At 66.2% G+C, this 12,844-nt stretch carries 11 protein-coding genes; 9 read left to right on the forward strand and 2 right to left on the reverse strand.

What is annotated here, in order from left to right; translation table 11 throughout:
- Positions 1-41 precede the first annotated feature (41 nt).
- The 3 genes from ACAG21_RS20970 (at position 42) to ACAG21_RS20980 (ending at position 2,797) form a co-directional block, all read left to right on the forward strand.
- Positions 42-851, forward strand: a complete 810-nt coding sequence (locus ACAG21_RS20970) for an enoyl-CoA hydratase (protein WP_370498180.1) — start codon at positions 42-44, stop codon at positions 849-851.
- 21 nt (positions 852-872) lie between these two features.
- Positions 873-2,501, forward strand: coding sequence for an ABC-F family ATP-binding cassette domain-containing protein (locus ACAG21_RS20975; protein WP_370498182.1), 1,629 nt, complete (start codon positions 873-875; stop codon positions 2,499-2,501).
- A gap of 104 nt (positions 2,502-2,605) precedes the next feature.
- Entirely contained in the window at positions 2,606-2,797 is a 192-nt protein-coding gene (locus tag ACAG21_RS20980; protein WP_096286857.1) for a helix-turn-helix domain-containing protein, read from the forward strand.
- 58 nt (positions 2,798-2,855) lie between these two features.
- On the opposite strand, the gene ACAG21_RS20985 is transcribed toward ACAG21_RS20980, so the two are convergent.
- Positions 2,856-3,440 carry a helix-turn-helix domain-containing protein gene (locus tag ACAG21_RS20985; protein WP_370498183.1) on the reverse strand — a complete coding sequence of 195 codons (585 nt, stop codon included), beginning with the start codon at positions 3,438-3,440 and terminating at the stop codon, positions 2,856-2,858.
- A gap of 27 nt (positions 3,441-3,467) precedes the next feature.
- On the reverse strand, positions 3,468-6,293 hold the full coding sequence (locus tag ACAG21_RS20990) for an aconitate hydratase (RefSeq protein ID WP_370498185.1): 2,826 nt from the start codon (positions 6,291-6,293) through the stop codon (positions 3,468-3,470).
- A 249-nt stretch (positions 6,294-6,542) separates the two neighbouring features.
- Between ACAG21_RS20990 and ACAG21_RS20995 the strand changes: the two genes are divergently transcribed.
- From ACAG21_RS20995 to ACAG21_RS21020, 6 genes are all read left to right on the forward strand, one after another.
- A complete protein-coding gene (locus ACAG21_RS20995) occupies positions 6,543-7,079 on the forward strand; it encodes a DUF6676 family protein (RefSeq protein WP_370498241.1) in 537 nt (178 codons plus the stop codon).
- A 240-nt stretch (positions 7,080-7,319) separates the two neighbouring features.
- Complete coding sequence (gene ripA, locus ACAG21_RS21000) at positions 7,320-8,753, forward strand: NlpC/P60 family peptidoglycan endopeptidase RipA (RefSeq protein ID WP_370498186.1); 1,434 nt, start codon at positions 7,320-7,322, stop codon at positions 8,751-8,753.
- Between the two features lie 27 nt (positions 8,754-8,780).
- Positions 8,781-9,509 (forward strand): NlpC/P60 family peptidoglycan endopeptidase RipB, encoded by a 729-nt coding sequence (gene ripB, locus ACAG21_RS21005; protein ID WP_370498242.1) that lies wholly within the window; start codon positions 8,781-8,783, stop codon positions 9,507-9,509.
- A gap of 167 nt (positions 9,510-9,676) precedes the next feature.
- A complete protein-coding gene (locus ACAG21_RS21010; RefSeq protein WP_342928754.1) occupies positions 9,677-10,810 on the forward strand; it encodes a MoxR family ATPase in 1,134 nt (377 codons plus the stop codon).
- Complete coding sequence (locus ACAG21_RS21015; RefSeq protein ID WP_096286867.1) at positions 10,807-11,769, forward strand: DUF58 domain-containing protein; 963 nt, start codon at positions 10,807-10,809, stop codon at positions 11,767-11,769. Before ACAG21_RS21010 ends, ACAG21_RS21015 begins: the two co-directional genes overlap by 4 nt.
- Positions 11,766-12,773 carry a VWA domain-containing protein gene (locus tag ACAG21_RS21020; RefSeq protein WP_096286869.1) on the forward strand — a complete coding sequence of 336 codons (1,008 nt, stop codon included), beginning with the start codon at positions 11,766-11,768 and terminating at the stop codon, positions 12,771-12,773. Before ACAG21_RS21015 ends, ACAG21_RS21020 begins: the two co-directional genes overlap by 4 nt.
- The last annotated feature ends 71 nt before the right edge of the window (positions 12,774-12,844 follow it).

Raw genomic sequence — 12,844 nt, forward strand, 5'->3', positions numbered from 1 at the left:
GCCGAATAGGTCTCTAGCAACGTCCGCGATACCGTTCACGGGTGAGTTTGGTACTCGTTGAACACCCGCGGCCCGGCGTGGCCTTGATCACTCTCAATCGGCCCGAGCGGATGAATTCCATGGCGTTCGACGTCATGGTGCCGCTGAAGGCGGCCCTGGAAGAGGTCACCTACGACAACTCCGTGCGGGTGGTGGTGCTGACCGGGGCGGGCAGGGGATTCTCCTCCGGTGCCGATCACAAGTCCGCGGGCACGGTGCCGAACGTTGACGGGCTGACCCGCCCGACGTATGCGTTGCGCTCCATGGAGCTGCTCGACGACGTCATTCTGGCGCTACGGCGGATGCACCAGCCGGTCATCGCGGCGGTCAACGGCGCGGCCATCGGCGGTGGTTTGTGCCTGTCGCTGGCCGCCGACATCCGGGTGGCCTCCACCAACGCCTATTTCCGGGCCGCGGGCATCAACAACGGTCTGACCGCGAGCGAACTGGGTTTGTCCTACCTGTTGCCCAGGGCCATCGGCGCGTCGCGGGCGTTCGAGATCATGCTCACCGGTCGTGACGTGACCGCCGAGGAGGCCGAGCGTATCGGGCTGGTGTCCTGTCAGGTGCCCGAAGGCCAGTTGCTGGACACCTGCTACGCGATCGCCGCGCGGATCGCCGCGTTCTCCCGGCCCGGAGTCGAGTTGACCAAGCGCACACTGTGGAGTGGACTGGACGCCGGTAGCCTGGAAGGGCACATGCAAGCCGAAGGCTTGGGACAGCTTTTCGTCCGCCTGCTCACCGCGAACTTCGAAGAAGCGGTTACTGCGCGCGCAGAGCGGCGGCCCCCGGTATTCACCGACGAGAAATAACGTGCCCAGAGGAGAGCGATCGTGATCACCGCTACGGACCTTGAGGTCCGCGCTGGTGCGCGCATCTTGCTCTCACCCGACGGTCCCGACCTTCGGATCCAGCCCGGCGACCGCATCGGGCTGGTCGGGCGCAACGGCGCGGGCAAGACCACCACCCTGCGCATCCTGGCCGGGGAAAGCGAACCGTACGCCGGGTCCGTCGTCCGCACCGGCGAAATCGGTTACCTGCCACAGGATCCCAAAGAGGGCGACCTCGACGTGTTGGCTCGCGACCGGGTGCTCTCGGCGCGCGGGTTGGACGTGCTGCTCACCGACCTGGAAAAGCAGCAGGCGTTGATGGCCGAGGTCGCCGACGACGAGGCGCGCGACCGTGCGATCCGCCGGTACGGCCAGCTGGAGGAGCGGTTCGTCGCGTTGGGCGGCTACGGCGCCGAGAGCGAAGCAGGCCGGATCTGCGCGAGTCTCGGTCTGCCGGAACGGGTCATGACGCAGCAGCTGCGCACCCTGTCCGGCGGTCAGCGCCGGCGGGTGGAGCTGGCGCGAATCCTGTTCGCCGCCTCCGATGCCGGATCGGGTTCCTCGACCACCTTGCTGCTCGACGAGCCGACCAACCATCTTGACGCGGATTCGATTGGCTGGCTGCGGGATTTCCTGCGGTCCCACACCGGCGGTCTGGTGGTCATCAGCCACAACGTCGAACTGCTCGCCGACGTCGTCAACCGGGTGTGGTTTCTCGATGCCGTGCGCGGTGAGGCCGACGTCTACAACATGACCTGGCAGAAGTACCTCGATGCCCGGGCCACCGACGAGCAACGCCGTCGCCGGGAACGCGCCAACGCCGAACGCAAGGCCACCGCGCTGCGTTCGCAAGCCGCCAAGCTGGGCGCGAAGGCCACCAAAGCCGTTGCGGCGCAGAACATGTTGCGTCGCGCCGATCGGATGATGGCTGCCCTCGACGACGAACGCGTCGCCGACAAAATCGCCCGGATCAAGTTCCCGACGCCGGCTCCCTGCGGGCGCACCCCGCTGGTGGCCAAGGGGTTGAGCAAGTCCTACGGCTCGCTCGAGGTCTTCACCGGCGTGGACCTGGCCATCGACCGCGGTTCGCGCGTCGTGGTGTTGGGACTCAACGGTGCGGGCAAAACGACGCTGCTGCGCCTGTTGGCCGGCACCGAAAAGCCCGACACCGGAGGGCTGGAGCCCGGACACGGTTTGCGGATGGGCTATTTCGCGCAGGAGCACGACACCATCGACAACGACGCGACGGTGTGGGAGAACATCCGCCATGCCGCACCCGAGTCGGGCGAACAAGACCTGCGCGGCCTACTCGGCGCGTTCATGTTCAGCGGCCCGCAGCTCGACCAGCCGGCCGGCACCCTGTCCGGTGGCGAGAAGACGCGACTTGCGTTGGCCGGTCTGGTGGCATCCACGGCCAACGTCTTGCTGCTCGACGAACCGACCAACAACCTCGATCCGGCGTCGCGGGAACAGGTGCTCGACGCGCTGCGCAGCTATCAAGGCGCGGTGGTGCTGGTGACACACGATCCCGGAGCGGCCGAAGCGCTGGACCCGCAACGCGTTGTCTTGCTGCCCGACGGCACCGAGGACTATTGGTCTGAGGAATACCGGGATCTGATCGAGCTCGCCTGAGGCGCGATAAGTCATTGCACGCGAATTCGGCGAAATCGACACGCGTACGACAACTGGTTCTTACTCTTGGTGCTTGGGTCAGAGTTTCAAGCGTGGAGGGGTCAGTGTCAAAGTCTAAAGAGATGCGCACCGAGTTGTTGGACGAGCTGCGCACCGCCTACGAGGGTGGGGCGAGTATTCGGACGCTCGTTGCCAATACCGGCAGGTCGTACGGGTCGATTCACAGCATGCTGCGCGAGTCGGGTACCACGATGCGCAGCCGCGGCGGGCCCAACCACACGGCTCGGCACCGCTAGACCTCTAGGGCATCGCCCTTACCAACGGCACTGCGAGCAACAGCGCAGTGCCGTTTGCTTAGGCCTCGTGCGGCCCAGAATCGTTGCGGCGCACCGAGTTCTCCACCAGGTCGAGAACGGCGGACAGTCGCTGCGGATCTTCGCCGGAGGCCAGCCGGGCCACCAACCCGTCCAGGACCAGTTCCAGGTAGCACTGCAACACGTCACCGGGTACGTCGTCGCGCACCCGCTGTGCTTCCTTCTGCCGTTGCAGTCGATCGTGGGTGGCGGCGGCCAGTTCCGCGGAGCGCTCCGACCATCCGCGGCTGAACGCGGGGTCGTTGCGCAGCTTGCGCGCGATCTCCAACCGGGTGGCCAGCCAATCGAACTGCTCGGGTGCGGCGAGCATGTCGCGCATCACCTGTATCAGCCCCTCGCGTGACGCGACGTCGGCCATCCGCTCGGCGTCCTCGTGCGCGAGCGCGAAGAACAGTGCGTCCTTGTCCCGGAAGTGGTGGAAGATCGCGCCGCGCGACATCCCGATCGACTGCTCCAGCCGCCGGACCGTGGCTCTGTCGTAGCCGTGTTCGGCGAAGCAACGGCGAGCACCATCGAGGATCTGGCGGCGCCGGGCCGCCAGATGGTCCTCGCTGACTTTTGGCATTTGGCCAGGGCTTTGGTCGGCTCGGGACTAGCCGGACTTGAGCATGTTGCGCAGCACGTACTGCAAGATGCCGCCGTTGCGGTAGTAGTCGGCCTCACCCGGGGTGTCGATGCGCACCACGGCGTCGAACTCGACGTCGTCGCCGCCGGCTTCTTTGACGGCCTTGACGTGTACCGTCTTCGGTGTCTTGCCGTCGTTGAGCGCGTCGATCCCGGTGATCTCGAAGACCTCGGTGCCGTCCAGCCCGAGCTCCTGGGCCGTCTTGCCCTCGGGGAACTGCAACGGGATGACGCCCATGCCGATCAGGTTGGAGCGGTGGATTCGCTCGAACGACTCGGCGATCACCGCCCGCACACCCAGCAGCCGTGTTCCCTTGGCCGCCCAGTCTCGCGACGAGCCCGACCCGTACTCCTTGCCGCCCAGCACCACCAACGGAATGTTTTGTGCTGCATAGTTTTGCGCCGCATCGTAGATGAAGGCCTGCGGCCCACCGTCCTGGGTGAAGTCGCGGGTATATCCGCCGGACACGTCGTCCAGCAGCAAGTTGCGCAGCCGGATGTTGGCGAACGTGCCGCGGATCATCACCTCATGGTTGCCGCGTCGCGACCCGAAGGAGTTGTAGTCCTTGCGGTCCACGCCGTGCTCGTCGAGGTACTGCGCCGCCGGCGTGCCCGGCTTGATGCTGCTGGCGGGGGAGATGTGGTCGGTGGTCACCGAATCGCCCAGCAGCGCCAGCACCCGGGCGCCGGTGATGTCGCTGACCGGCTCGGGTTCGGCGGGCATGCCCTCGAAGTACGGGGGCTTGCGCACATAGGTCGAATCCGCGTTCCACTCAAAGGTGTTGCCGCTCGGGGTGGGCAGGTTGCGCCACCGTTCGTCGCCCTTGAACACGTCGCCGTAGTTCTTGGTGAACATCTCGGAGTTGATCGCCGAGGCGATGGTGTCGGAGACGTCTTTCTGCGACGGCCAGATGTCCTTCAAATAGACATCCTTGCCTTCTTTATCTGCCCCGAGCGGCTGACTCTCGAAGTCGAAGTCCATGGTCCCGGCCAGCGCGTAGGCCATCACCAACGGCGGTGACGCCAGGTAGTTCATCTTGACGTCCGGGTTGATGCGGCCTTCGAAGTTCCGGTTGCCCGAGAGCACCGCGGTCACCGAAAGATCGTTGTCGTTAATGGCTTTCGAGATCTCTTCGGGCAGCGGCCCGGAGTTGCCGATGCACGTGGTGCACCCGTAGCCGACCAGATAGAAGCCGAGCTTCTCCAGGTAGGGCCACAGGCCCGCCTTGTCGTAGTAGTCGTTGACGACCTGGGAACCGGGGGCCATCGTGGTCTTCACCCACGGCTTGGAAGTCAGACCCTTCTCGACCGCGTTGCGGGCCAACAGTGCGGCGCCCAGCATCACCTCCGGGTTGGAGGTGTTCGTGCACGACGTGACCGCGGCGATCACCACCGCGCCGTGGTCGAGCACGAATTCGCCACGCTCGGCGGAGCGCACCGTCACCGGGTTGCTGGGGCGGCCCTTGGAATGTGCTGCGGCCGAATGCACTTGGGGAACGTCGTCGGCGTGTCCGTTCGACACTGCGCCCGGATCGCTGGCCGGGAAGGTCTCCTCGACCGCCTCGTCCAGTTTCGAGTAGCCCTGCTGCCCGTCCTCGTCGCCGTCGACGTAGCTGAGGATCTGCTCGCGGAAGGTTGGCTTGGCGTGCGACAACGGGATTCGGTCCTGCGGGCGCTTGGGGCCGGCGATCGACGGCACCACCGTGGAGAGGTCGAGCTCGAGGTATTCGGAGAACGCCGGCTCATGCGTCGGGTCGTGCCACATGCCCTGCTCTTTGGCGTAGGTCTCAACCAGTGCCAGCTGCTCATCGCTGCGGCCGGTGAACTTCAGGTAGGAGATGGTCTCCTCGTCGATCGGGAAAATTGCTGCGGTGGAACCGAATTCGGGACTCATGTTGCCGAGCGTGGCGCGGTTGGCCAACGGCACTTCCGACACGCCCTTGCCGTAGAACTCGACGAACTTTCCGACCACTCCGTGCTTACGCAACATCTCGGTGACGGTGAGCACGACGTCGGTGGCGGTCACGCCCGGCTGAATCTCGCCGGTCAGCTTGAAACCAACGACGCGCGGGATCAGCATCGAGACGGGCTGGCCCAACATCGCGGCCTCGGCCTCGATGCCGCCCACGCCCCAGCCGAGCACGCCGAGGCCATTGACCATCGTGGTGTGCGAGTCGGTACCCACGCAGGTGTCGGGGTAGGCCACGCCGTCGCGGGTCATGACAACGCTGGCCAGATATTCGATGTTCACCTGGTGCACGATGCCGGTGCCCGGCGGGACGACCTTGAAGTCGTCGAAGGCGCCCTGGCCCCAGCGCAGGAACTGGTACCGCTCGCCGTTGCGCTCGTACTCGATCTCGACGTTGCGCTCGAAGGCATCGGCGGTGCCGAACAGGTCTGCGATCACCGAGTGGTCGATCACCAGGTCGGCCGGCGCCAGCGGGTTGACCTTCTCCGCTTTGCCACCCAGGTCGCCGATGGCCTCGCGCATCGTGGCCAGGTCGACGATGCAGGGCACGCCGGTGAAGTCCTGCATGACCACGCGGGCAGGGGTGTACTGGATCTCAATGCTGGGCTCCGCGTTGGGATCCCAATTCGCGATCGCCTCGATGTGGTCCTTGGTGATGTTGGCGCCGTCTTCGTTGCGCAACAGGTTTTCGGCAAGAACCTTCAGGCTGTAGGGGAGTTTCCCGGTATTGGGCACGGCGTCGAGACGGTAGATCTGGTAACTCTTGTCGCCGACCTTCAGGGTGTCGCGGGCTCCGAACGAGTTCACAGATTCTTTGCTGGTCACATCAACTCCCTGGGATTTAGTTCTTCCGTCGACGGGCCGTGTCGACGGTGCATGCCAACTTTAACAGTACGCTTGTCCTGCAATACAGCGGCACATCAATTTTCAGTCTGGTCGGCCAGGGGCCGGGTTGAAACCCCTTTTCCCTACTGTTCGCGTACGGTGCCTGTAGCACTTGGGCTGTTCAGCGGGAGGAGGCACACAGTGACCGCGCAGGGTTGGTTCGAGGAACTACCGCAGACCACCTTCTTTCTGCGGCCGGTGCTGCCTGCCTATATCCCGCAAGACGTCGACATGGCGGCCATCAAGGCGCGGGTAGCCGCGTCCGGGGTCAGCGCGCCACCGGACGTCATGCCGGCCCTGCTCGTCGTTGTCGATCAAGCGCGTGCCTCCGGCATCAACCTGAAAATCGTGTTACTCGACCACAACCCGCCGAATGACACGCCGCTGCGCGATATCTCCACCGTGGTCGGCGCCGACTATCACGACGCCACGGTCTTGACGCTGAGCCCGAACTTCGTCGGCACCTACAGCACGCAGTTTCCGCGCGTCACGCTCGAGGCCGGCGAAGACATCGCCAAGACGGGCAATCCGGTGGTCTCGTCGCAGCACTTTTTGCACGAGCTCCAAACCCCCGAATTCCCGTGGACCGGCCTGACCATTTTCCTGCTTATCGGCGTGCTCGCCGCGGCCGTCGGCGCCCGCTTCCTGCAATTGCGCGCGAGGCGGTCAGCAACCTCGGTCGACGGGGCGGCGCCTTCCGACGAAGAGCCCGCCCAGGGCGCCTAACCGCACACATCCGCCCCTGGCCGGTTCGGCCGGGGGAACTCGCGACGCTGCGCGGCAAATCGCGTAGGTCACCGTTCGGTCACATTAAACGCACGTAGAGGGTTGCGATTTGTGACGACCATATCTTCCCGAACCACTGTGACGTACGGTGCAAATGATGCTCGTGTTGTCTTTGGCGCTAATAGAGAAAATCGGGGCTGGCGCCGCCGTCCGCGTTGAGCCCAAGGGGAGCTAAGTCGAATGAGACGCACACGCCGGGGCTCTGCTGCGCGACCGTTCGCCAGGCTGGTCCGTCCGGTCATTCCGTCGGTCCTGTGTGTGGCCATGCTGGTCACCACACCCGGTCTGGCGCAGGCTGATCCGAACGCCGACAGCCTCGGTGTGCTGATCGCCAACGTCGCCAAGGCCAACCAGCGGCTGGAGGACCTGAGCGCCGAAATCCAGGGCGAGCAGGAGGCCGTCAACAAGGCCCTGGTCGACGTCGAGACGGCCCGCGACAACGTGACCGCGGCCGAGCACGATCTTGAGGTCAGCCAACAGTCGGTCAAGGATGCCAACGCGGCAATCGCTGCCGCCCAACGTCGTTTCAACACGTTCGCCGCCGCCACCTATATGAACGGTCCGTCGGGAAGTTACCTGACCGCACGCAGCCCCGAGGACATCATCGCGACCGAAAGCGCCTCGAGGACCCTGGCGGCCAGTGCCCAGACGGTGCTGGACAACCTGCAGCGGGCTCGCACCGAGCAGGTGAACAGGGAGTCCGCGGCCCGGCTGGCCAAGCAGAAGGCCGAAAAGGCCGCTGCCGACGCGAAATCCAGCCAGGACGCCGCGGTAGCCGCGCTGACCAACTCGAAGCACAAGTTCGAAGAACAGCGTGAGCAGATCACCCGCCTGGCCGCTGAGCGTGACGAGGCTCAGGCCAAACTTCAGCAGGCTCAACTCGCGTCCGCGCATTGGTCGACCGGGGGTGGCGCCACGCCGACGACGGGGGACCGCTGGGATCCGGGAGCGCCGGCCGGGCAAGCCCCGTCCGGCGGACGGCACTGGGACGGTTGGGATCCCACGCTTCCGATGGTGCCGAGTGCCAACGTTCCGGGCGACCCGGTCGCGGTGATCAACCAGGTGCTGGGTATTTCGGCCACCTCGACGCAGGTCACCGCGCAGATGGGGAAGGGCTTCCTGCAGTCGATCGGCATTCTCAAGCCCGACGACACCGGGATCACCAACGCCAACCCGGGTGGCGTGGGTGGACGCATCCCGCGCGTCTACGGTCGGCAGGCCTCCGAATACGTGATCCGTCGCGGCATGTCGCAGATCGGCGTGCCCTACTCCTGGGGCGGTGGCAACGCGGCGGGCCCGAGTAAGGGCATCGACTCCGGCGCCGGGATCACCGGATTCGACTGCTCGGGCCTGGTCCTGTTCTCGTTCGCCGGGGTGGGCATCAAGCTGCCGCACTACTCGGGTTCGCAGTACAACCTGGGCCGCAAGATCCCGTCGTCTCAGATGCGTCGCGGCGACGTCATCTTCTACGGCCCGGGCGGTAGCCAGCACGTGACCATCTACCTCGGTCAAGGCCAGATGCTCGAGGCTCCCGACATCGGTTTGAAGGTCCGCGTCGCACCCGTGCGCACCAGCGGCATGACCCCCTACGTGGTTCGCTACATCGACTATTAAACGAGGATGACTACCAATCGAGGAGCTATGCGGCACAAGCGATTTCGCCTGTTCAACTTGGCCTGGATCACCACTTTGGTGACCGGGCTGATGTTGTCTGTCGCCGCCCCGGCCAACGCCGATCCCGGAGCGTGGGATCCGACGCTGCCGGCGACGATCAGCGCCGGCGCCCCGGGCGATCCGCTCGCCGTCGCCAACGCGTCGCTGCAAGCCACCGCGCAGGCCACCCAGACCACGATGGACCTGGGCAGGCAATTCCTCGGCGGGCTGGGAATCAACATCCTGGGTGATCCCGCCCCCGCCGCCTCCGCGACGCCCACCAACCCGGGCGCCAAGATTCCGCGGGCGAACGGCCGCCAGGCCATCGAGTACGTGATCAAGCGGATGGGATCGCAGATGGGCGTGCCCTATTCGTGGGGCGGCGGCTCGCTGCAGGGGCCGAGCAAGGGAATCGACGACGGTGCGAACATCACCGGGTTCGACTGCTCCGGTCTGATGCGCTACGGGTTCGCCGGCGTCGGGGTGCTGATCCCGCGGTTCTCCGGTGACCAGTACAACGCCGGCCGGCACATCCCGCCCAGCGAGGCCCGGCGCGGTGACCTGATCTTCTACGGCCCGGGCGGTGGCCAGCACGTCACCATGTACCTGGGCAACGGCCAGATGCTGGAGGCATCCGGAAGCGCGGGCAAAGTGACCGTGAGCCCCGTGCGCAAGGCCGGTATGACGCCGTACCTGACTAGGATCATCGAGTACTGACCCAGGTGTGCCGTCGGATCGCGGCTCGTCAGCGAGGCCGTGGCGTCGACGGAATCCCAGGCGCCTGGAATAGTTGGACGAAGGCACGAGGCTGACCCGCGACATTCGTCGTGGTGGCAGATGTGTCTGATTGAGCTGTGTCGGTTGAGCTGAAGAGAGAGATGTAGATGACAGCAGCAGGTGGGCCGCCCCCGGGCGCCAGCGGTTACTCGGGTCCGGGCGGGCAGTCTGGCCCTGGAGCCCATGCGGCGCCGTCAGGTGGCGCCGACGGATTGGCTGCCGAAGTACACACCCTGGAACGGGCCATCTTCGAGGTCAAGCGCATCATCGTGGGCCAGGACCAGCTCGTCGAGCGGATGCTGGTCGGTCTGCTGTCCAAGGGTCACGTGCTGCTCGAAGGTGTGCCCGGCGTCGCCAAGACGCTGGCCGTCGAAACGTTCGCGAAGGTCGTCGGCGGCACGTTCGCGCGTATCCAGTTCACCCCCGACCTGGTGCCCACCGACATCATCGGTACCCGCATCTACCGGCAGGGCAAGGAAGAATTCGACACCGAGCTCGGCCCGGTCGTGGTCAACTTCCTGCTCGCCGACGAGATCAACCGTGCGCCCGCCAAGGTGCAGTCGGCGCTGCTGGAGGTCATGGCCGAGCGTCAGGTGTCCATCGGTGGTAAGCGATTCCCGCTGCCCAACCCGTTCCTGGTGATGGCGACGCAGAACCCGATCGAGCACGAGGGCGTCTACCAGCTGCCCGAGGCACAGCGCGACCGCTTCCTGTTCAAGATCAACGTCGGCTACCCCTCTCCCGAGGAAGAGCGCGAGATCATCTACCGGATGGGCGTCAAGCCGCCGCAGCCCAAGCAGATCCTGGACACCAACGACCTGCTGCGGCTACAGGACATCGCGGCCAACAACTTCGTCCACCACGCGCTGGTCGACTACGTGGTGCGCGTGGTCACCGCCACCCGCCACCCCGAGCAACTCGGCATGAACGACGTCAAGACCTGGATCTCGTTCGGCGCATCTCCGCGCGCGTCGTTGGGCATCATCGCTGCCTCGCGTTCGCTGGCGTTGGTCCGCGGCCGCGACTACGTGATCCCGCAAGACGTCGTCGAGGTCATCCCCGACGTGCTGCGCCACCGGCTGGTGCTGACCTACGACGCGCTGGCCGACGAGATCTCGCCTGAGATCGTCATCAACAGGGTCCTGCAGACTGTTTCCCTTCCGCAAGTGAATGCCGTTCCGCAGCAAGGGCATTCGGTTCCGCCGGTGATGCAGGCTGCGGGCGCGGCCAGTAATCGGTGACCGATCCGAATCCCGCCGCCAAGCCCGCGGCTCTGCACCCGCCGTCGTTTCAGCGCGGGCAGATCGACGACCCGAAATTGTCGGCGGCGCTGCGCACGCTCGAGCTGACGGTACGGCGCAAGCTTGACGGTGTCCTGCACGGCGACCACCTCGGCCTGATCCCCGGACCGGGTTCAGAACCGGGGGAGTCGCGCGAGTATCAGCCCGGCGACGACGTGCGCCGGATGGACTGGGCGGTCACCGCGCGCACCACTCACCCGCACGTCCGGCAGATGATCGCCGATCGCGAGCTGGAAACCTGGATGGTGGTCGACATGTCGGCCAGCCTCGACTTCGGGACCACCGTCTGCGAGAAGCGGGACCTGGCAGTGGCCGCCGCGGCCGCGATCACGTTCCTCAACAGCGGTGGCGGTAATCGGCTCGGTGCGCTCGTCACCAACGGGGCGACGACGGTTCGGGTGCCGGCGCGCTCCGGGCGCCAGCACGAGCAGACGCTGTTGCGCACGATCGCGACGATGCCCAAGGCGCCGACGGGCGTGCGCGGCGACCTGGCGGTTGCCATCGACGCGTTGCGCCGGCCGGAACGCCGCCGCGGGATGGCCGTGATCATCAGTGACTTCCTGGGGCCGATCAACTGGATGCGCCCGCTGCGCGCGATCGCGGCCCGCCACGAGGTGCTGGCCATCGAGGTGCTCGACCCACGCGATATCGAACTGCCCGATGTGGGCGACGTCGTGCTGCAGGACGCCGAGACCGGTGTGACCCGCGAATTCACCGTCGATGCGCAACTGCGCGACGACTTCGCCAAGGCGGCGGCGGCGCATCGGGCCGACGTGGCCCGCACGATACGCGGTTGCGACGCACCGGTTTTGACGCTGCGCACCGACCGCGACTGGATCGCCGACATCGTCCGATTCGTGGAGTCCCGCCGGCGCGGGGCTATGGCGGGGCGCCAGTGACGTTGCCGTTGCTGGGCGCGATGTCGCTGTCCGGGTTCGCTCACGCATGGTGGTTCCTGTTCCTGCTCGTGGTCGCCGGGTTGGGCGTGCTGTATGTGCTGATGCAGCTGGCCCGCCAGCGGCGCATGCTGCGGTTCGCCAACATGGAGCTGCTGGAAAGCGTCGCCCCCAAACGGCCCGCCAAGTGGCGGCACCTCCCGGCGATCCTGCTGGTGGCATCGCTGGTGCTATTGACCGTCGCGATGGCCGGACCGACGAACGACGTGCGGATTCCGCGCAACCGGGCGGTGGTGATGTTGGTGATCGACGTGTCGCAGTCGATGCGTGCCACCGACGTCGAACCCAACCGGATGGCCGCCGCGCAGGAGGCCGGTAAGCAGTTCGCCGACGAGCTCACCCCGGGCATCAACCTCGGGCTGATCGCCTACGCGGGGACCGCGACCGTGCTGGTGTCGCCGACGACCAACCGCGAGGCCACCAAGGTCGCGCTGGACAAGCTGCAGTTCGCCGACCGCACCGCCACCGGGGAGGGGATCTTCACCGCGCTGCAGGCCATCGCCACGGTCGGCGCGGTCATCGGCGGTGGCGACAAGCCGCCCCCGGCCCGCATCGTGCTGTTCTCCGACGGCAAGGAGACGATGCCGACGAACCCGGACAACCCCAAGGGGGCCTTCACCGCCGCGCGGACCGCCAAGGACCAGGGCGTGCCGATCTCGACGATCTCGTTTGGCACGCCGTACGGCTTCGTCGAGATCAACGACCAGCGCCAGCCCGTCCCGGTCGACGACGAGACGCTGAAGAAGGTCGCCCAGCTCTCCGGCGGCAATTCGTTCAACGCCTCGACCCTGCAGGAGCTCAAGCAGGTCTACGCCTCGCTGCAACAGCAGATCGGCTACGAGACGATCAAGGGCGACGCGAGCGTGGGCTGGCTGCGACTGGGTGCGCTGGTGCTGGCGCTGGCGGCGCTCGCGGCTTTGCTGATCAACCGACGGCTGCCGACGTAGCCCCGCTGCCGCCGCTGTCGCTGTCGCCGCTTCCCACTGTCGCCGCGGCCCACTGTTGCCGCGAGCGTAAG

This window comes from Mycobacterium sp. pR1184 (genome assembly GCF_041287235.1).
In the GTDB taxonomy this organism is placed as follows: domain Bacteria; phylum Actinomycetota; class Actinomycetes; order Mycobacteriales; family Mycobacteriaceae; genus Mycobacterium.